We start from the raw sequence: 19191 nt of genomic DNA on the forward strand, positions 1-19191 counted from the left end.
CGGCTCCCCAACCGTTTTAGACGACACAACCGGGCCGCAGGCGGCTGCCAGGGCTTCTCCAGAGGCCCGTAAGTTGCCCCGCATCCCGTGCGGAATTAGACTTGATTACTTGGAGCGGGCGATGGACCGGCCCTCCGCGCCCCCGGTTTCGCCGCATTCCCCTCCATCTACGCCGCCCCCTTCGTGGGGCGACCCGCGATGCCCCGCCTGCCGCTTATTGTCTGTTCGCTCGGTCTGGCGGCATTGCTGCCCGGGCTCGCGTTGGGCCAGTTTACGTCGGCCGAGGCGACGCCCTCGTCGGCGCCCGCCGCCGCCCCGCGGGATTTCGCCCCGGGCGTTGAGACGGTGATCCCCCCGTCGATCGATCCGGCGGAGACCGTCACGCAGCACGACGTGGTCGAGATCCGGGCCAACGAGGCGCTCGATTGGCAGCCCAAGCTGCTGGCCGATCAGACGCTCTACCAGGACGCCGAAGACACCCGCTTTACGCGGGAAATTTGGTGCCTGGAGTTTGGCTTCAAGCCGCTGCGGATGATCCGCTTTGCGGACCCCTCGACCGAGTCGGGTCAGCGGTTCGTCTGGTACCTTGTCTATCGGGTGAAGAACACCGGGGCGGCCCTCAAGCCGACCATGAGCGAGGCGGACGGCGAATTCACCGCCGTCGCCGCCGACTCGGGCCCGATCCGCTACCTGCCGCACTTCGTCCTCCAGGGCCACGACGTGGGGCCCGAAGGGGGAAAGGTCTACCGCGCCTACCTCGACCAATCGATGCCCGAAGCGGTCGCCGCCATCGGCCGCCGCGAGGCGCCCGGCCGCAAGCTGTACACGTCGACCACGATGCCGCTCGAGCCTCTCGCCGTTGGCGAGGAGCGATGGGGCGTCGCTTTGTGGAGCGACATCGACCCGGAGATCGACTTCTTCAGCGTCTACGCCCGGGGGCTCTCGAACGCCTACGAATGGACCGATCCGGCCGGCGCCTACGCCGCCGGAGACCCCCCCGGAAAGGGGCGTGAGTTCGTCCGCAAGACGCTTCAGCTGAACTTCTGGCGTCCCGGCGACCGATTCTTGCAGCACGAGAACGAGGTCCGGTACGGGACCGCCCCCGGCAAGGCCGACCTCTATGGGGTCGAAGAAGGGGTTGATTACCGCTGGGTCTACCGGTAGTCTGCGGGGCTCGTTTAGAACACCTGACGGCCCCCGTTCTCCAGCTCTGTCTGGCGTGGGGGTCCCCAGCTAGCCCCACGATGCAAGATGGCACATAAGAAAGGCCAAGGCTCAAGCCGTAACGGCCGCGATTCGAACGCCCAGCGACGCGGCGTCAAGAAGTTCGGCGGCGAGCACGTGATCCCCGGCAACATCTTGATCCGCCAGGTGGGCAACAAGTGGCGCCCCGGCAAGAACGTCGGTCAGGGCCGCGACTACACGCTGTTCGCCCTCACCGAGGGCCACATCCTGTTCGATCAGGAAGGCCGCCGGATCAACGTGGTCTCCGCCGAGCAGCTGGCCGAGAACATCGCCGCCAAGCACGCCGCGGCCGCCGCAGCGAACTGAGTGCCCGAGAAACGGGCTTCCGCGCACAGCACTAGAAGGGACGCGCGCTGTTAAGCGCCGTCCCTTTTTTGCTGCGCAGAGGAGTTTATCAAGGCAGAGCAGGGGATGATTGGGGATAAGGGGATCGCAAGCGAACGGTCCCGTTTTCCTTCGCTCCAATTACGGTTGATGCAGGGGGGGTGTGACATACTTATTGTTAGAGGGGGGCAACCGCGGAGCGGCTGTTTGGCCATCTCTTCTACTAGCAGTACGAACAACTTGCTGCGTCGCACCTGAAGAATTCACAAACGACTACTAGAGCGTGCTTCTTGTAAGCGTAGCGATTTGGTCGTCGGCGAGGCGAGCTGGGCGAGGCGACCGAAGCAGGCGAAGCGGTGCTTCGTCGATGCAGGTCAACGACGCCCAGCGAAGCTGCAGCCCGACCAAACGCTACCCTTACAAGAAGCACGCTCTAACGTCCGCTTGCGATCCCCTTATCTCCAGTCATATCCCCCCCATCCCCCTTCTTAACCCCACCATTAGAGTGTTCGTTGATCGAGTCACCGTCGATGTCGAAGCCGGCCGCGGCGGCGACGGCTGTATGTCGTTCCGGCGTGAGAAGTACGTCCCCCGTGGTGGTCCCGACGGCGGCGACGGCGGCGACGGCGGCAGCATCATCGTCGTCGCTAAGCACGGCGTCGACTCGCTCCAAGAGTTGGTTCACCGCAAGCACTGGCGCGCCAAGAATGGCGCCCCGGGCCGTGGGTCGGGCTGCCACGGCGCGAACTCCGACGACCAGGTGATCCACGTCCCGCCCGGCACGGTGGTGCGTGACGAGGCCCACGACTTGGTGCTCCGCGACCTGACCACCGATGGCGACACCGTGATCGCCGCCCGCGGCGGCAAGGGGGGCAAGGGGAACACCCGCTTCAAGTCATCGACCAACCAGGCGCCCCGCGACTGGACCCCCGGCGGCGAAGGCGAGAAGCGCCGACTGACGTTCGAGCTCAAGGTGATCGCCGACGTCGGGCTGCTCGGCATGCCCAACGCGGGCAAAAGCACGCTGCTCTCGCGGGTCAGCCGAGCCAAGCCGGAAATCGCCAACTACCCGTTCACCACGAAGAGCCCCAACCTGGGCATCGTCGAGATCGACTGGGACCGGCAGTTCGTGATGGCGGACATCCCCGGCCTGATCGAGGGCGCCAGCGAGGGACACGGCCTGGGGCACGAGTTCCTCCGCCACGTCGAGCGGACCCGCGTCCTGGTCCACCTCGTCGAGCCGATGCCAGAGGACCAGTCCGACCCGGTCGAGAACTACCGCACGATCCGCCACGAGATCGACGCCTACAGCACGCAGCTGGGCATCGACCTGGCGAGCCGCCCCGAGATCGTCACGGTGAGCAAGAGCGAGCTCCCCGGCAGCGAGGAGATCGCCAGCCAGTTGGAGGAGGCGACCGGCGGCGAGGTCCTGCGGTTCAGCTCCGCGACCGGCGACGGGCTCAAGGCGCTGGTCCAGCGGGTCTGGGAGACCCTGCACCCGGCGGACGAGTAACACCCTCGGCCGCAGCTTGGTGGCGACTAGGTCTTTCACAAAGCTGAATTCTAGGATGAGCCGATTGGGCGCTAGCCCCGGTTGAATCACGAAGAACCGTGGCTAGAAACCGTGGCTAGCGCCAAAACGGCTCATGGCGCCGACCCTCATTTTCTAGCGTTGACAAGGCACTAGCCTCCCCGCTTCCGCAGAGCTTTGGTGAGCGTCCGGTCGAGCGAGTTCGCGAAGGTCTGTAGGTCCTTCGGCGAGAGCGGTTTGGGGCCGCGGGTTTCGACGCCGGCGGCCCGCATCTCTTCCATCAGGTCCCGCGACGCTAGGCGGTCGTGGACGGTGGCGTCGTCGAGCAGCTCGCCGCGGACGCCGATCGCAACGCCCCCCGCCGCCACGACCCGCGCGGACAGGGGGATGTCGCCGGTGACGACCACGTCGCCCGGCCTTACGCCCTCGGCGATGCGGTCGTCCGCCACGTCGGGGCCGTCGGGGACCGTGATGGTGCGGACGTACCCGTTCCGCGGCGCCCGCATCGTCTGGTTAGCGACGAGCACCGCCTCGATCCGCAGCCGCTGCGCCGTGCGGAAAATCAGCTGCTTGATCGTAACGGGGCAGGCGTCCGCGTCGACCCACAAGCGGAGCGGGGGCGGGTCCTCGGCGGCTTCGGGGGTGGTCACCCTTCCGTTTTAGCACGGCGCTGGGGTTTGCGAGCCAGGACCCCCGGCGAATCGACAAGCCCTCGCAGCAGGATTGGAATGACACGGACCCCACCCAACCCATCCGGGGAGCAATCGGGAGGGCCGAATGCGAAACCAAGGCGCAACGCCGAAACTCGGGGGTTCAGGTGCGCAAAGCAGCGATGCAAACCGTTGACAGCGCAGGGGAGCTTGAATCAGCATGAATTGTAGCGCCGGCTCGGCTCGGCGTTTACAGACCAGGCGATCCTTGTTCCGCACCCAGGATGACTAATGAAGGTTACTCGTTTCGTAGCTCTGGCCCTCGGGCTGGCGCTGCCGGTCGCCTCACAGGCGGCCTCCCTCTACTCGGAAGACTTTAACGTCGATCCGACCGCCAACTGGACCGTCAACGACCCCGCCGTGACGGACACCATTGCGGACTTCTTCTACGACTATTCGGCCATTGGCGTGCCGGCCGCCCCCGGTGGAACGGGCACCACGGGCCTGAAGATGACGGCCAACAACACGACCGGCGTGTTCGGTGGTTTCAGCGTCTCGCCCACCGGCCAGAGCTTCACCGGCGACTACGTCGTTGAATTCGACATGTGGCAAAACTACGTCGGCCCCCTCGGCGCTGGCGGCAGCGGCACCACGCAGCTGTCGATGGCCGGCATCGGCACGTCAGGCACGGTTGGCGTCTACCCGGGATTCAACTCAAACGAGAACGTTCTGTTTGCTGTGACACTCGATGGTGGCAGCAGCTCTGACTTCCGCGCTTACTCGTCGGTGGCGCCGACCAGCTATGTCGCCGGCGACCCAGTGTACGCCGCCCCTTCACGTGACGGTGTTAACGCCTACTACACGACGCCCTTCCCGGGCGGCCAGTCGGCTCCTGGCGATCAGATCGCGCTGTTCCCCGGCCAGACGGGCGCCGTCGATGCCGGCGAGGTCGGGTTCGCGTGGCGCAAGGTCGCCATTCAGGTCGCCGGCGGATTCGCCACTTGGTCGATTGATGGCACCGACATCGCCACCGTCGATCTCTCGACCGTCACCCTCGGCGGCGGCAACATCCTGTTCGGTCACAGCGACACGAACGGAGGCGTCTCGTCCGACGCCAACGACTTCCTGCTGAACGTCACGTTGATCGACAACCTTGTCGTGACGGCGATCCCCGAGCCGGCCACGCTGGGCCTCGTCGCGTTGGGCTTCGGCCTCGTCGCTGCGTCGCGTCGCCGTAGCTGAGTCACGGACTACGCCGCGTTCTTTCAATGACGCCGCTCCCGCCTCTGAGCGGGGGCGGCGTTTTTTTGTTGGCGAACAGAGTCATTTGAGATGGATCCGTTCTGCCGGTCGTGATGACGCATTAACCCTCGTCGCCACGACGGTCCCGCCACGGTAGACGGCGTCGAGGGGCGTTGATGCCGGGCCGACTCCGATACGATGATGCGTCTTCAGCCGTAGCCGCTTTTGCCGCGCCGTCCTCAATACGCCACTCTATTGAGGCGAGCCGGATGGTCGACCGAGGGAGCCTCGCCAAGAATGCCCCGTCCCCCGTCACCGACAGCCCTGCCGAGCGAGCCGCGTTCCGCCCCGTCAATGATTCCCAGCGTCATCCTCTCGATTCTCGTCGGACTCCTGGTGGTGGTGACGGTGGCGCCACTGCTGCCGGTCGGCGCTTGGTTCGTGCGGCTTGGCGACTTCCCCCGGATGCAGATCGTGGCGGTCGCCGCCTTGCTGGGGATCCTCGTCGCGATGCTCGATGTCGGACGCGGCCCGCTTGAGCGACTGACGTGGCTTGGCGTTTGTGGCTTGGTGGTCTTGTGGCAGGCGAGTCATTTCGTTGCGCTGACGCCGCTGTGGCCCGTCGAGTCGCCCGCTGCCGACGGGAAGGACGCGATCCGCGTCGCGGTCGCGAACCTCCGCTTCGAGAATACGCAGCGAGAACAAGTGGTGGAGGAACTCACCGCCCTCGACGCGGACGTGCTCCTCTTGATCGAGATCGACGAGGCGTGGGCCGAAGCGCTCAAGCCGCTGCGATCCAAGTACCCCCATCGCCACGGTGTGGTGGCGGAGGAGGGGCTCGGCATGATTCTCTGGAGCAAGCTTTCGGTGTCGGGCTGTGAGGTCCGCCATCTTGTTTCCGAACAGCGGCCATCGATCTTCGCCGATATCGAAACACCCGACGGCGCGACGGTCCACTTCGTGGGCGTCCACCCCACGCCGCCCGGTCTGTACGAAGAGGATCACGACGAGCGCCACGACAGCCGCATCCGTGACGCCGAACTGATGCTGGTCGCACGTGAGGTCGCCGAACGGCCGGACGACCGCTGGCTCGTGACCGGCGACTTCAACGACGTGGCGTGGAGCCACACGACACGCCTTTTCAAGCGGATGAGCGGCCTGAAGGACCCCCGCGTTGGACGCGGACTCTACAACACTTACCACGCCGACTACCCGTTGGTGCTGCGCTTTCCAATCGATCACGTCTTCGTGTCGGCCGGAGCGGGGGTCGCTGATTTACGACGGTTTCGGCCTACTGGGTCCGACCACTTCGGGATCCTGACTTCTTTGGCGTTCCAATCTAGCGAGAAGAGCCGGCCCGATCCCGAAGGGGATGACCCGGAGGAATCCGCCGAGTTGATCGCCGAGGGACTCGACGATGCCGAAGCGATGGCGCCGGACGATCCGCCAGAGAAATCAGCGTCGCCGTAGTGTCCGTACGAGCCCCGCCAATTGACGCGGAACGCGTCGGCTAGGCGCGGCGGAGGGCGACCGCGGCGAGGACGTCGTCGGCGCCGCTGGCGGCGAGGCGACGCAGGCAGCCCTCGGGGGTCATGCCGCGGTGGGCGTCGGCGGTGACTGCCCGGTAGATGTCGCCGAGGCGGCGTTCGATGAGCGGGCTGGTGAGCCGGGGGTCGCCGGCGGTCAGGACGAGTCGTTCGCGGATCGCCAGATCGAACGGCCGGGCCGCGTAGGCCGCCTCGTGCTCGCTCCAGCCGAGCGGCACTAGGTCGCCAGAGTGCGTCGTCGTGCACGCGGCGCGGACCGACAGGTTCACGGTCGGGCCAGCGAAGGCCCAAGTCCCTGAGCCACCCAGGCCGGCGTCGGCGTCCTCGGGGGCGTCGACCAACACGGCGGTGACGGCCAGCCCTTCACCGGCCAGCGGCGACTCGAGCAGCCGCCGGTTCAGCAGCGTCAGCAGGATACCGGCGTCAGCGGCGCGCGGGGCGAGCTGCTGCGCCTCGGCGACGAGCCACTCGACGGCCGACCGTTGGCTTGCCGTGGTGCTGTCGGGCGAATCGATCGCGGCAACCGCCAAGCCAAAAAGGCGCCCCCCGGGCAGTTCCCAAACGCCGGCCGAGGCGAGCCCTGCGGCGTGTGGCGCCGTCCAGGCAGCGGCCTCGACGGGGGGGGCGGCGATCGCAGTAACTGTCGGTCGGCGACCGGCGCCCAACGATTCGGACACAGACGAATCGGCGTCGCTCGCTTCCGATGCTTCGGCTTGGCCCGCGGCCTGAATGGTTGGGTTGTCGCCCGCAGCGGCCCGCTCGACTTCCAACGCGAGCCGACCAGCGACGATCTCCGCCAGTTCGACCGCTTCATCGGCGATCGTCAGCGGCGCTGCGCTCATCAGCCAGAGGACGCCGTGGATCGTTGTGTCGGACGAAACCGGTAAGCAGATCGCGGCGCCAATCGGCCCCGCGTGCAGGTCCCAGCCCGCCGCGTCGGCAGGCTCTTCGACAACGACCGCGCCGCCGGCGAGGGCGGCGACGTCGGCTGGGGCCTTGGCCAGCGGGCGGTTGGTCGTGGCGGGGCGTTCCGCGAACGACGAGTCTTTCCGCGCCCACCTGGACGCCAACCCGAGCCCCCGGCTCGCTTCGTCCAGCAGCCAGAGCTCGGCCGCCTGGAAGCCGCCCTGCTCGTGGCAAAGGCCCTTGGCGGCCCCGCGGAGGACGGCCCGCACCACCGGCCCAATCCGCTCGGATACCGCCGACGGCGTCGCGGCGTTCTTCGGCGTGGTCAGCGGTTCGGAGGACATGAGCAAGGTGCGAGTTGGAAGGCGCCAGGCGTAAGTTGTAGGTAACGACCCTCAAAGGGCAGCGAGCCCCCAGGCGTCAGCCGGGTGAGTTTTCCGAAGAGAGTTTTTCCCTCCACCTCAGAAAACCCGCCGCAGCTTGCCCAGAATCCGGCTCTTGCAGTTGCATCGGCTAGCAAGGTCGGCGACGCTGCGGCGCAGCGAAAACTTGCGGGTTGTAACGGCGGGGTGGTTGGCGGCGGCTTTCCGGCCTTGCGGGCGGTGAGTTGGTCCCTCCCCCGGCTGACGCCTGGGGGCTCGCTGTCCCTCGGCTGGCGATGCGACGATGCGGCTTCTAAACGAACCACTCAGATAGCGCTTTCACCTAAATACGATATGCCCCTCCACGTCCGCATTCTGATCGGTATGGCGCTCGGCCTCGTGGTGGGGGCGATTGCGGTCGCCTTTGGGGGGGCGTGGCTGATCACCGACTGGGTGAAGCCGTTCGGCACGGTCTTCATCAACTCGTTGAAGATGATCGCGGTGCCGCTGATCGTTGCGTCGCTGGTGAAGGGGGTCTCGGACATGCGCGACCTGGGCCGGCTGTCGGCCCTCGGCGGGCGGACCGTGGCGCTCTACCTCTTCACAACGGTTGTGTCGGTGTCGCTCGGTCTGGTGGTGGTCAATGTCGTGCAGCCGGGCCTGGCGATCGACCAGGCGACCCGAGAGAAGATCCAGGCCGGCTCGGCGGACGCGGCCGCGAGCAAGATCGAGCTCGCCCGGCAGACGCAGGAGCAGGGCCCGCTCCAGCCGCTGATCGACCTGGTGCCGGAGAACGTCTTCGCCGCCTCGGCCAGCAACGGCTCGATGCTCCAGGTGATCTGCTTTGTGCTGCTGTTTGGCGTGGCGTTGGTGCTCACGCCCGAGGAGAAGTCGGCGCCGGTCAAGGCGTTCTTCGACGGGCTCAACGACGTCGTCCTACGGCTGATCGATCTGATCATGCTCGCCGCGCCGGTCGGCGTGTTCGCGCTCTTGGCGGCGCTGGTGGCCGAGACGCCGTCGTGGGACGTGTTCCAGGCGTTGATGCTTTACAGCCTTTGCGTCGTGCTCGGGCTCTCGCTGCTGATCTTCGGGTTCTACCCAGCGCTGGCGGTCCTGTTCGCGGGGAAGGGCTACGCCGAGTTCTTCAAGGCGCTCGGCCCCGCTCAGCTGTTGGCGTTTAGCACCAGCAGTTCGGCGGCGACGCTGCCGGCGACCATGGAGCGGACCGAGGAGCACCTCGGCGTTGACGAGGAGGTGACCAGCTTCGTCCTCCCGATCGGCGCCACCGTGAACATGGACGGCACGAGCCTCTACCAGGCCGTGGCCGCGGTGTTCATCTGCCAGGTGGGCGGCATCCACCTCACGCTCGGCGATCAGCTATCGATCGTGCTGACGGCGACGCTCGCCTCGATCGGTACGGCCGCCGTGCCGAGCGCCGGGATCGTGATGCTGGTGATCGTCCTCGGGACGCTGCGGGTGCCGGAGGAGCAGATCGCCCAGGGGATCGCCCTGATCTTCGCCGTCGACCGGGTGCTCGACATGTACCGCACCGTGGCCAACGTTACGAGCGATGCGACCGTAGCGACCCTGGTCGCCAAGAGTGTGGGCCTGCTGCACGAGCGACCGGAGGAGCGGACGCTGGAGGAGCCGAGCAATCCGTCCGACGAATAGCGCCAAATTCACGCTACTCTGGCAGCAGCCGCAATGCGGCAAAGGCTTGCGGCCGGTAGACGTCGAAGTCGCGCCGATCCAGCGTGAAGACGGTTGCTATATCTTCGCGCTCGGCGAGGTGCATCAGCGATGCGTCGGCGAGTTGATAGCCTTGGTCTCGGTAGGTCGATAAGATTCCGCGAATCGCCGATGCGTCGCTTTCATCCAAGGGAAGCAATTCCAGAAAGCCAGATTGGAGACCTTCGAGAAGCTTGGCTACCGCATCGGGATATTGGCGGAGCAGATAAGCCGCTTCGGTCAGGACGGGCCAGCAAGTTAGCAACGGCAGACGGAGCGTCTTGAGCGCTTCGATGGATTGCTTGTGATGTTGGTCGCTCTGATTCAGGATGGCGACCAATGGCCCGGTATCGGCAAGGACCACTTCACTCATTTCCCGAAGCCTTCGAGGTACTTAGGATTCGTCGAAAGGTCGCTTGGAGCGTCCTTGACGATCCCTATCAAGCCCAGACGCATGGCAGCGTCGTACGCGGACTCGTCCTTCAGATGTTCAGCAAACGCCTTTACGTCTACCTGCATTGCTCTTAGTCGGGCTGTTACTTCGGCTACGCGCTCTTCAAATGACTTCGACACCTGACAAGATTGCGACTTAGCGCCGTTGCCTCGGTGAGACAATGTCCCCATCTCTCGCAAGAACCTCCGCGGCGAGACGTTCAAGAGACGGCTCTGCTGCGCGAGATACTCGAGGTTGTCCGGGCTTTCTAAAAGTTGGTCGAAGGCCGTGTCCATAACCGAATCATACTCCGCAGAGCCAGCGAAAGCCCATACAGAACAAAAACTGCCTTCAGGACGTCCGCACAGCGGAGCCTACTCCGTGATCATGTCCTTCACCGTCATCCCGCCCGGGATCATCGGCAGCACGTGCTCTTGGTAGGGGACCGCCACGTCGAGGATGTACGGGCCGTCGTAGGCGATCATCTCCTTGATCGCGCCCTCGAGGTCTTCGGGCTTGTCGACGTAGGCGCCGCCGCAGCCATAGCCCTTCGCGATCATCACGAAGTTGGCGTAGCGGTTGGCCTGGTCCATTTCGCCGATGCCGTCCCCCTCGCCGTGCCACTCGGGCTTGTCGATCGGGCCGAGGTAGGTGTGGGCCCGGTTGCCCCTCATGAACCGGTCCTCCCACTGCACCACCATGCCGAGGTGCTGGTTGTTGAGCAGCAGCACCTTCACGGGGAGCTTCTCGCAGACCAGCGTGCTCAGCTCCTGGATGTTCATTTGGAAGCTGCCGTCGCCGTCGATGTCGATGACCAGCCGCCCCGGGAAGGCGGCCTGGACGCCCATGGCGGCGGGGAGGCCGAAGCCCATCGTCCCCAGGCCGCTCGAGCTGAGCCACGTCCGCGGCTTCTGGAACTTGTAGAACTGGGCGGCCCACATCTGGTGCTGGCCGACGCCGACCGTGATGACCGGGTCCATGTCGGCCGTCATCTGCCAGAGCTTCTCGATGGCCGATTGCTGGGTGATGCCTGGGTACGACTTGTCGTAGGTGAAGGGGTGGTCCTTCTTCCACTTCTTGCACTGGGCGACCCAGTCCGAGATGTCCTCGGGCGCCTCGACGATCTTGTTCAGCTCGGTGAGGGCGTATTTAACGTCGCTCTGCACGGGGATGTGAGCCGGCTTGTTCTTGTTGATCTCCGCGGCGTCGATATCGACGTGGATGATCTTGCCGTGCTTGCAGAACTCTTCGAGCTTGCCGGTGACGCGGTCGTCGAAGCGGACGCCGAGGCTAATCAGCAGGTCGGCTTGGTCGACGGCGTAGTTGGCGTAGACCGACCCGTGCATGCCGAGCATGTCGAGCGACAGCTCGTCGGTGCCGGGGTAGGCGCCGAGGCCCATGACGGTGGTCGTGATCGGGATGCCGGTCTTCTTGACCAGCGTGCGGAGCTCTTCCGAGGCGTCGCTGAGGATGACGCCGCCGCCGGCGTAGATGACCGGCTTGCGGGCGCGCTTGATCGCGGCGGCCGCTTGGCGGATCGCCTCGGGCTTCGCCTCGGGCTTGGCCGGGTTGTAGCCGGGCAGGTTGAGCTTGCAGTCCCAGTCGGGGACGCAGCTGGCGAGCTGAACGTCCTTCGGCACGTCGACGAGCACCGGGCCGGGCCGGCCGGTCGAGGCGATCAGGAACGCCTCCTTCATAACGCGCGCCACATCGTTGACGTCGGTCAGCAGGTAGTGGTGCTTGGTGATGCCGCGACAGACCTCGACCATCGGCGTTTCTTGGAACGCGTCGGAGCCGATAACGCCTGTCGGCACCTGGCCGGTGATGCAGACCAGCGGGATGCTGTCGAGCTTGGCGTCGGCGATCGCGGTGACAAGATTCGTGGCGCCGGGGCCCGAGGTCGCCATGGCGACGCCGACCTTGCCGGTCGAGCGGGCGAGCCCCTGGGCGGCGAACGCGCCACCTTGCTCGTGGCGAGGGAGAATCGTGCGGAGCTTGTCCGAGACCCGCGTCAGCGCCTGGTGCAGCGGCATGCTGCAGCCACCCGGGTAGGCGAAGATCGTGTCAACGCCGTGCCGCACCAGCGACTGCACAAGGATGTCGGCGCCCGAGAGGAGCTGGGTTTGGGCGGCGGTATCGGTGGAGGCCATCGGCGGAACGGGGGGACAGAGCGGAACGGGTTAGGCGGAGCAGGCCGCCTTTAGAAGCGGGGAGTGCCGGAAACTGAAGCGGGGAGTGCCAGAAGCTAGCTAAAGCCCCCGGGCGTCGTTCGGGGACAGACACGTAAATCCGCCTCCCTAGCGAGCCCCACATAATACGCCGAGAGAGGGGCCTCGAACAACCGATTCGCGGTGAGGAACGGCCTCGGCGCTAGGTTGGGCCATCCGATCGGGGGGCGACAGGTGCTGAGACGGGGCGTCGAGCGGCGACGGGCCGGAGCCCGCTCATCCTTAAGAACATGCAACCGTCCCCGCAGGTTCGCTGCCTGCGGTTGTTCCCTGGCGTCGGGACGGCTCCGCGGGGGCTCCAGAGGGCTCAGCCAGGCTGCTTCCGCATGAGGGTCAGGCTGTAGAGCACGACGATCGATCCGCCCGCCAGGAGGCTCCAGGGCGCCCATTCCGGCGGCGTCACGTCGCGGGCCGGCGCAACGACTTGGCCCGACCGCATCTGCGGCTTGAGCACAGCCTTGTGGATCGCCAGGGACTCAACGCCCAGCAAACACACGTAGGCTCCGACGGCGAGGAAGAACGAACGCCACATGGCGGCGGGCGGCTCCTGGGAATACGGGAAGAAGGCGAGACGGGACGGGGGCGCCGGGGCCGCTAGCACGGCCTGCATCGGAGTTTTATCGGCCCGCTCACCACGGTCCGCTTAGCCGACGCGACGCATATCCGCTGGCGCCGATCAGGCAGTTGGGACCGGCGCCCCGTGAGGATTCCCGCAAATCCGGGTCAATCGGCTCAACCGGCACGCCCTGAGGAACCGATTAACGGCGTGAGGCTGTGTGTGCTGCGCCCCGACAGGGAGCACCACGCGGCCGACGACGGACGCCTACAGGCCAAGGGACTGGCGACATGCGAGCTTCGACGTTGCGGATCTATCGCGGACCCGAAGACGACACCGCCCCGGCGGTTCCGTCGGTGCGGATGTCGGCCGACAACCAGTCGGTGACGGCCCCCGCGGCGCAGATCCTTCCGCTGCTAGCGGACGCGATCCAGAGCCAGCGGACTTGGCTCGCCGACTTCGCCAACGACGAGGTCACGGTCTCGGCCGACCTCTACGAGGTGCTGATGGCGTACCAACACTTCCGCCGCCCCGTCGCCTGACTCGTTCAGTCGCCTGACCGAACATGTCCAGTCGATCCAGCGCCTCACGGCTTAGGGAGTCCCTCGGGGACCTCATACGTCGCGCGTAGTTCTTCGTAACGCTGCTTCATGCCGGCGAGCACTTCGGCGTGCGACGGGTCGTCGTGGACCGAGGTCATTTCCTCCGGGTCGCTCCGCAGGTCGAAGAGTTGCCACTCGTCGGTCTTGGGGAAGTGCATCAGCTTGTAGCGATCGGTCCGCACGCCGTCGTGCGCGGCGACCTTGTGCGCGCCCTGCGACTCGTAGAAGGCGTAGTAGATCGCGTCGCGCCAGTCGGCCGGCGTCTCGCCGCGTAGGATCGGCGCAAAGCTCTCGCCTTGCATCTCGGCAGGCTTCTCGACGCCGGCCGCCTCGAGCAGCGTCGGGCCGTAGTCGATGTTCTGCACCATCGCCTCGGGGCGCAGGCCCGGCTCGATGACGCCCGGCCAACGGACCAGCAGTGGCATTTCGAGCGACGGCTCGAACATCCATCGCTTGTCGTACCAGCCGTGCTCGCCGAGGTAGAACCCTTGGTCGGACGAGTAAACGACGAGCGTGTTGTCGGCCAAGCCAGCCTGGTCGAGGTAGTCCAGCAGGCGTCCGACGCTCTCGTCCACCGCGGCGATGCAGCGGAGGTAGTCCTTGATGTACCGCTGGTACGTCCAGGAGAAGATTTCTTCGTCGGTCATCTCCCCGGCGGCGACCGCCGCTAAGAACGCCTGGTTGCGGGGTTCGTAGTGGGCGTCCCAGCCCGCGCGTTGTTCGGGCGTCATCCGCTGGTACTCGCCGTTCGGGTACCCGGTCACGAAGTACTCGGGCAGCTGGTTCTCGCCCTTGAACTTCATGTCGTGACCCCAGTGCATGTGGTCGCGGATCGTCATCTCGCTCTCGGCGAGCAGTTCGGTCCGCCCCGCGTAGTCGTCGCGGAGGGTGCTCGGCTCCGGGATGGGGCCGTCGTTGAGCGTCTTGAGGTGACGCGGGGCGGGCGCCCAATTGCGGTGGGGCGCTTTGTGCTGACACATCAGCAGGAAAGGCTTCTCCTTGTCCCGGCCCTCGTCGAGCCACTCGATCGCCATGTCGGTGATCAGATCGGTGCAGTACCCCTGGCGACGGTGGCGTTTGCCGCCCGGCAAGAGGAAGGCGGGGTTGTAGTAAGAACCCTGGCCCGGAAGCACTTCCCAGTAATCGAAGCCAACCGGGTCCGTGCCGAGATGCCATTTGCCAATGACCGCGGTTTGGTAGCCGGCCTTTTGCAGCAGCGGCGGGAACGTCGTTTGGTGACCGTCGAAATGGTCGCCGTTGATCATGAACCCGTTCTTGTGGCTGTGCTTGCCGGAGAGGATGCACGCCCGCGAAGGGCCGCAAATCGAGTTCGCACAGAACGAGTTGCGGAACAACGCCCCCTCGCTCGCCAGCCGGTCGAGATTCGGCGTCTGGTTGATTTGGGAGCCGTAGGCGCCGATCGCCGCGGTGGCGTGGTCGTCGCTGAAGATGAACAGCAAGTTGGGTCGCTCGGCGGCGCCCGCTGTCGAAGCGAGCAACACGAAAACCAACAACGCGACAGGGTGGAGAGACACGGCGTCGGGTTCCCAAGTGTTGACGAGGCCAAGTGTTGACGAGGAAGAAAAGTCAGCGAGGGCCGCCTGTCAGGATAGCACGACGGCTCAAGCGATACCGGCGTGGACCGCGTCGACGAGCGCTCGGGCGTTCTCGGGCGGCGTCGGCGGCACGATGCCATGGCCCAGGTTGAAGATATGCCCGGGGCGCCCAGCGACGCTTGCGAGCAATCCGCGCGCACGTCGTTCGACGGTCTCACGCGGCGCAAGCAGCGTCAGCGGGTCGAGGTTCCCCTGCACCGCGACGTTGGGCCCCAGCCGGTCCCACGCCGTGGCGAGCTCGACACGCCAATCGACGCCGACGACGTCGCCGCCGGCCTCGGCGATCAGCGGCAGCAGTTCGGGGTTGCCCGCGCCGAAGTGGATCACCACCGCCCGTGGGTCGAGCGCGTCGATCAATTCCTTGGTGTAGGGGAGCACGTAGCGCCGGTAGTCCGCCGGCCCGAGGCAGCCGACCCAGCTGTCGAACAACTGGACCGCTTGCGCGCCGGCGGCGATCTGCGCGTTGAGGTACAGCGCCGCGGCGCGGGCGAAGCGACGCATCAGCTCGGCCCACGCCCCTTCGTCGCGCTGCATCAGCGTTCGCGTGTGCAGGTAGTTGCGGCTGCCGCCCCCCTCGATGGCGTAACTGGCGAGCGTGAACGGCGCCCCGGCGAAACCGATCAGCGGCAGGCCGCTCGGCAGGTCGGCGCGCGTCTGCTTGACCGTCTCGACGACGAACCACAACGAGTCGACGCTCGTCAGGTCCACCACCCGGTCGACATCTTCCGATTCGCGGACCGGGTTGTGGATCTTCGGCCCGTCCCCCTTGGCGAACTCGAGGTCGAATCCCATCGGCTCCAGGATCGGCAGCAGGTCGCTGAAGATGATCGCCGCGTCGACGCCTAGGTAGTCCACGGCGGTGCACATCACCTCGCTGCACAGCGCGGGGTTCTTGCACAGGTCGAGGAACGAGGTCTTGGCCCGCACCTCGCGGTACTCGGGCATGTAGCGCCCCGCTTGACGCATCAGCCACACCGGCGTCCGCGTGACCGGTTCGCGCCGGCAGGCGCGCAGGAAGTCGCTGTCGGCCCAAGGCTGACCCGCGACAGCGTCACGCAAGACTTGCAATCGCGATTCATCGGCGAGCGGGCGACGACCGTTGCGACCCTTCTGGTCGTCGGAGTCCTCATGCGTCGCAACTCCGACGACTCGCGCCGCCGGCTCGCCGGTTAGCAGCTGGCGGAGCTTCGCCTTGCGTTCGATGATCGCGTGCGCGCCGCTGGCCGCGTCGGCGACCATCTTGCCCATCGCGCCGGACGACTCGATATCGACCGGCAGGTCGAGCGCGCGGAGGCGTTCGCTTGTCGTCGGTCCGATCGAGACGACGACCGCGTTGCGGAAGCCTTCGCGCACCGCTTCCTCGATCCCCAATCGCTCGGCGACGACAAGCAGGTTGTTCAGCTGGTTCGCCGACGTGAGCATCACGACGTCGACCTCGCCCGCCGCGAGTCGCTTGGCGTTCGCTTCGAGCGGCGCCGTGTCGTCGGGCAGCGCCCAACGGTACACCTGCAGCCGATCGACCCGCGCGCCGCGCGCCTCGAGGCCGGCGATCAGGCTGGGGTTGGTCTCGCCATACTCTTGCAGACCGATCGTCTGGTTCGCGACAGGGAGATTCGCGTCGATCGTCGCGAGCACTTCGCGCCAGGTGTTGGGCGCCGGCGCGCGGTGCGTTGGCGTCAGGCCGAGCTCGCGCATCACCGCGACCGGCTTGGGCCCGCGCGCGAGCGTGGGGATATCACTCAGGGCGTCGAGCAGACGCTGACGCCCGACGTGACGCTCGACCTGCTCGATGAACATCCGCACGCCAACGCCGGTGAGCAGCAGGACCATGTCGATCTCGCCACCGACAAGTCGGTGGGCGAACTCGATCGCGGGCCGGTCGTCGTCGACAAGTTCTTCACGCATCGAAGGACTTACCAGCGCCACGCCCTTTTGCTTCTCGATGAGCTTCGCCATCTCCGCAGCGCGACGACTCTCAAGCGAAACGACACGCAGCCCGTCGAATCCTTTCTTGGATTCGACGGCGGTATCGATCGACGCGGGATCGCTCATGGGAAGTCTTGTGCTAGGCGGGGGACGACGGAAGGCGATTTCAGCGACGCGAGCTTACCGAGATTACCGCGCCGACCCTTCCGAAACACGGGTCACAGCAACGCGAATCGCCCGCTCTTTTGCGCGAGTTCGTCGGCTTGCTTGACAATCGATGACGACTCCGCAAAACTCCCTTCTCATCGCTCGCGACGTTGGTTGGAACACGACGCCGCAGCGACCGAACACCGTTCGGTTTTCTCTGCTGATCGCGGATGATTGAGTTTGCGGTCGTTTACTGAGGAGTGAGAGGTACGCGCGTCCTGCGCGCTGATTGACGAACTGACCGCTTCGCCGGTCGTTACGCACCGAAGCCAATACTGCCAACATAATCGCGAGCGCCGAGCTACTTCTGAGTGGCTGCTAGCGACGTAATTCACTTGGGAGGCGGGACCGAGGGAAACGAATCCACCGACGCATCGCGTCAATGACACGGAAGTCCCTCCCAAGCTTTTTTTATCCTTCCGAACGACTCCTCCATGCCCCGCACGCTGGTGTCGCTCGGTTCGAATCTCGGCGACGCCGCCACGGTGTTCGACGCGGCGATTGAGAAGTTGCGGCGACTCGCGCGCGGCGGTTTGCTTCAGGTAAGCCGGCGCCACCGGACCGAGCCGATCGGCGGGCCCCCCGGACAGGCCGCGTTCCTCAACGCCGTGGTCGGTTTTGAGACGACGCTCCCGCCTGACAGGTTGTTGGCGGCGTTGCAGGGCGTCGAAGCGGCCCATGACCGTCAACGCCCGGAGCGCTGGGCGGCCCGCACGCTTGACCTCGATCTGTTGCTCTACGGCGACGAGGTGATCGACCAGCCTGGCCTCCGCGTCCCGCATCCGCGGATGACCTTCCGGCCGTTTGTGCTTGGGCCCGCCGTGGAGATCGCCGCCGACTGGCCCCATCCGGAGACGGGCCAAACCCTCGGCGAGTTGTGGGAGCGGCTTCGATCGGGTGACGACGGTCTCTTACTGCTGGGGGATGACAACGGCGTCGTCCGCCGCTGGGTTGGGGAAATCCGCAGTTCTGTCACGATCAACGACGCGTCGGCCAAGGCGCCGCGGTTGACGATCGACGCCCAGCCAACGAGCGCCCAGCCGGGCCCGGGCGACACTCCCCCGTCGGGGCCACGGCTTGCTTTGTCGGACTGCGCGCCGGAGCATTGGCGAGACGAGGTGCTGGCGGCGCTCGACTGCGTCTGGCCAACCGGGCCTCGCTAGGCCGCCGCCACTCCCCCGTCCAGCAGTGCTGTCGACTCCCGTGACCCCGACTCCTGTGTCTCTACCGCTGCTGTTAGCCGAGATCGACGCCACCCGCGAATGGGTTCGAGGGCGGCAACGCGCCGGCGAAACAGTGGGCCTGATCCCCACGATGGGGGCCCTGCACGAGGGGCATCTCTCGCTCGCCAAGGCCGCCCGGCGAGACTGCGACGCGGTGATCGCATCTGTCTTCGTCAATCCGACGCAGTTTGCGCCGAGCGAAGATTTCAATCGCTACCCTCGTGATTTGAACCAAGACGCCCAACGACTTGCCGCGGTGGGGGTCGACGCCGTCTTCGCCCCGGCTGTTGAAACGATGTACCCCCCCGGGGCGGCGACGAGCATCGATGTTGGTCCCGTGGCCCGTCTCTTCGAAGGGGCGAGCCGACCGACCCACTTTGCCGGCGTGGCGACGGTCGTGGCGAAGTTGTTCACCATCGCCCCGGCCGACCGGGCCTACTTCGGACAAAAAGATTATCAGCAGACGGTTGTTGTCCGGCGGATGGTGGCCGACCTGAATCTGCCGGTCGAAGTCGTGATCGGTCCCACCGTCCGCGAGCCAGACGGCCTGGCGATGAGCAGCCGCAACGCGTACCTCTCCCCCGACGAGCGGCAGCGAGCCGTCGCGCTGTCGCGGGGCCTACAGGCGGCCCAGCGCCTCCACGCGGCGGGCGAACGCCGTGCTAGCACGCTGAGGGAATGCGTGAAGAACGTCGTGGAAGCCGCCTCAGGCGTCGAACTGCAGTACGTCGCCGTGCTGCGCGACGGCACAATGGACGAGCCCGAGGTGATCGAAGGCCCCGCCGTCATCGCGGTCGCCGCTAAGGTTGGCGCTACGCGGCTGATCGACAACGTTCGGGTTGAGTCGTGAAGACCACCGCGGAGG

Annotated in this window: 17 protein-coding genes; 9 read left to right on the forward strand and 8 right to left on the reverse strand. The window is 66.1% G+C overall.

Annotated elements, in window-relative coordinates; translation table 11 throughout:
* The first annotated feature begins 198 nt into the window (after positions 1-198).
* From Pla108_RS12015 to obgE, 3 genes are all read left to right on the forward strand, one after another.
* Positions 199-1164 carry a hypothetical protein gene (locus Pla108_RS12015; RefSeq protein WP_146445201.1) on the forward strand — a complete coding sequence of 322 codons (966 nt, stop codon included), beginning with the start codon at positions 199-201 and terminating at the stop codon, positions 1162-1164.
* 87 nt (positions 1165-1251) lie between these two features.
* Positions 1252-1551: a 50S ribosomal protein L27 gene (gene rpmA, locus Pla108_RS12020; RefSeq protein WP_146445202.1), complete on the forward strand. Its 300-nt coding sequence runs from the start codon at positions 1252-1254 to the stop codon at positions 1549-1551.
* Between the two features lie 523 nt (positions 1552-2074).
* The gene (gene obgE / locus Pla108_RS12025) at positions 2075-3082 is read left to right on the forward strand and encodes a GTPase ObgE (protein WP_146445203.1); all 1008 of its coding nucleotides are present in this window, start codon (positions 2075-2077) and stop codon (positions 3080-3082) included.
* A gap of 170 nt (positions 3083-3252) precedes the next feature.
* Here obgE and Pla108_RS12030 read toward each other — a convergent pair whose 3' ends face one another.
* Positions 3253-3750 (reverse strand): YaiI/YqxD family protein, encoded by a 498-nt coding sequence (locus Pla108_RS12030; protein WP_146445204.1) that lies wholly within the window; start codon positions 3748-3750, stop codon positions 3253-3255.
* A 291-nt stretch (positions 3751-4041) separates the two neighbouring features.
* Between Pla108_RS12030 and Pla108_RS12035 the strand changes: the two genes are divergently transcribed.
* Positions 4042-4992, forward strand: a complete 951-nt coding sequence (locus Pla108_RS12035) for a PEP-CTERM sorting domain-containing protein (protein WP_146445205.1) — start codon at positions 4042-4044, stop codon at positions 4990-4992.
* Between the two features lie 297 nt (positions 4993-5289).
* Positions 5290-6462: an endonuclease/exonuclease/phosphatase family protein gene (locus Pla108_RS12040; RefSeq protein WP_146445206.1), complete on the forward strand. Its 1173-nt coding sequence runs from the start codon at positions 5290-5292 to the stop codon at positions 6460-6462.
* Positions 6463-6502: 40 nt separating this feature from the next.
* Here Pla108_RS12040 and Pla108_RS12045 read toward each other — a convergent pair whose 3' ends face one another.
* Positions 6503-7789: a GAF domain-containing protein gene (locus Pla108_RS12045; RefSeq protein WP_146445207.1), complete on the reverse strand. Its 1287-nt coding sequence runs from the start codon at positions 7787-7789 to the stop codon at positions 6503-6505.
* A 372-nt stretch (positions 7790-8161) separates the two neighbouring features.
* Here Pla108_RS12045 and Pla108_RS12050 point away from each other — a divergent pair, with 372 nt between their 5' ends.
* Complete coding sequence (locus Pla108_RS12050) at positions 8162-9478, forward strand: dicarboxylate/amino acid:cation symporter (protein WP_146445208.1); 1317 nt, start codon at positions 8162-8164, stop codon at positions 9476-9478.
* 13 nt (positions 9479-9491) lie between these two features.
* Here the strand turns inward: Pla108_RS12050 and Pla108_RS12055 are convergent, their stop codons facing one another.
* The 4 genes from Pla108_RS12055 to Pla108_RS12070 all read right to left on the reverse strand — a co-directional run bounded on the left by Pla108_RS12055 (position 9492) and on the right by Pla108_RS12070 (position 12806).
* Entirely contained in the window at positions 9492-9908 is a 417-nt protein-coding gene (locus Pla108_RS12055; protein WP_146445209.1) for a type II toxin-antitoxin system VapC family toxin, read from the reverse strand.
* Entirely contained in the window at positions 9905-10264 is a 360-nt protein-coding gene (locus tag Pla108_RS12060; protein WP_146445210.1) for a hypothetical protein, read from the reverse strand. Before Pla108_RS12060 ends, Pla108_RS12055 begins: the two co-directional genes overlap by 4 nt.
* A 78-nt stretch (positions 10265-10342) precedes the next feature.
* A complete protein-coding gene (gene ilvB / locus Pla108_RS12065; RefSeq protein WP_146445211.1) occupies positions 10343-12118 on the reverse strand; it encodes a biosynthetic-type acetolactate synthase large subunit in 1776 nt (591 codons plus the stop codon).
* Positions 12119-12503: 385 nt separating this feature from the next.
* Entirely contained in the window at positions 12504-12806 is a 303-nt protein-coding gene (locus Pla108_RS12070; RefSeq protein WP_146445212.1) for a hypothetical protein, read from the reverse strand.
* Between the two features lie 236 nt (positions 12807-13042).
* Here Pla108_RS12070 and Pla108_RS12075 point away from each other — a divergent pair, with 236 nt between their 5' ends.
* Positions 13043-13294: a hypothetical protein gene (locus tag Pla108_RS12075; protein ID WP_231934450.1), complete on the forward strand. Its 252-nt coding sequence runs from the start codon at positions 13043-13045 to the stop codon at positions 13292-13294.
* A 44-nt stretch (positions 13295-13338) separates the two neighbouring features.
* On the opposite strand, the gene Pla108_RS12080 is transcribed toward Pla108_RS12075, so the two are convergent.
* The gene (locus tag Pla108_RS12080) at positions 13339-14889 is read right to left on the reverse strand and encodes a sulfatase family protein (protein ID WP_231934451.1); all 1551 of its coding nucleotides are present in this window, start codon (positions 14887-14889) and stop codon (positions 13339-13341) included.
* An 87-nt stretch (positions 14890-14976) separates the two neighbouring features.
* The gene (gene hemE / locus Pla108_RS12085; protein WP_146445213.1) at positions 14977-17022 is read right to left on the reverse strand and encodes a uroporphyrinogen decarboxylase; all 2046 of its coding nucleotides are present in this window, start codon (positions 17020-17022) and stop codon (positions 14977-14979) included.
* A 515-nt stretch (positions 17023-17537) separates the two neighbouring features.
* Here hemE and folK point away from each other — a divergent pair.
* Complete coding sequence (folK, locus tag Pla108_RS12090; RefSeq protein ID WP_146445214.1) at positions 17538-18266, forward strand: 2-amino-4-hydroxy-6-hydroxymethyldihydropteridine diphosphokinase; 729 nt, start codon at positions 17538-17540, stop codon at positions 18264-18266.
* Between the two features lie 55 nt (positions 18267-18321).
* Positions 18322-19176, forward strand: a complete 855-nt coding sequence (gene panC / locus Pla108_RS12095) for a pantoate--beta-alanine ligase (protein ID WP_231934452.1) — start codon at positions 18322-18324, stop codon at positions 19174-19176.
* Positions 19177-19191: the final 15 nt, after the last annotated feature.

Origin of the sequence: Botrimarina colliarenosi, from assembly GCF_007859955.1 — a bacterium.
Lineage (GTDB): Bacteria > Planctomycetota > Planctomycetia > Pirellulales > Lacipirellulaceae > Botrimarina > Botrimarina colliarenosi.

What these genes read in the sequence shown, in the direction of transcription:
- ilvB (WP_146445211.1), bottom strand. Translation starts at nt 12,118, where the DNA reads ATGGCCTCCACCGATACCGCCGCCCAAACCCAGCTCCTCTCGGGCGCC.
- Pla108_RS12050 (WP_146445208.1), top strand. Translation starts at nt 8,162, where the DNA reads ATGCCCCTCCACGTCCGCATTCTGATCGGTATGGCGCTCGGCCTCGTG.
- Pla108_RS12040 (WP_146445206.1), top strand. Translation starts at nt 5,290, where the DNA reads ATGCCCCGTCCCCCGTCACCGACAGCCCTGCCGAGCGAGCCGCGTTCC.
- rpmA (WP_146445202.1), top strand. Translation starts at nt 1,252, where the DNA reads ATGGCACATAAGAAAGGCCAAGGCTCAAGCCGTAACGGCCGCGATTCG.
- Pla108_RS12055 (WP_146445209.1), bottom strand. Translation starts at nt 9,908, where the DNA reads ATGAGTGAAGTGGTCCTTGCCGATACCGGGCCATTGGTCGCCATCCTG.
- folK (WP_146445214.1), top strand. Translation starts at nt 17,538, where the DNA reads ATGCCCCGCACGCTGGTGTCGCTCGGTTCGAATCTCGGCGACGCCGCC.
- Pla108_RS12035 (WP_146445205.1), top strand. Translation starts at nt 4,042, where the DNA reads ATGAAGGTTACTCGTTTCGTAGCTCTGGCCCTCGGGCTGGCGCTGCCG.
- Pla108_RS12070 (WP_146445212.1), bottom strand. Translation starts at nt 12,806, where the DNA reads ATGCAGGCCGTGCTAGCGGCCCCGGCGCCCCCGTCCCGTCTCGCCTTC.
- Pla108_RS12045 (WP_146445207.1), bottom strand. Translation starts at nt 7,789, where the DNA reads ATGTCCTCCGAACCGCTGACCACGCCGAAGAACGCCGCGACGCCGTCG.
- hemE (WP_146445213.1), bottom strand. Translation starts at nt 17,022, where the DNA reads ATGAGCGATCCCGCGTCGATCGATACCGCCGTCGAATCCAAGAAAGGA.
- Pla108_RS12060 (WP_146445210.1), bottom strand. Translation starts at nt 10,264, where the DNA reads ATGGACACGGCCTTCGACCAACTTTTAGAAAGCCCGGACAACCTCGAG.
- Pla108_RS12075 (WP_231934450.1), top strand. Translation starts at nt 13,043, where the DNA reads ATGCGAGCTTCGACGTTGCGGATCTATCGCGGACCCGAAGACGACACC.
- Pla108_RS12015 (WP_146445201.1), top strand. Translation starts at nt 199, where the DNA reads ATGCCCCGCCTGCCGCTTATTGTCTGTTCGCTCGGTCTGGCGGCATTG.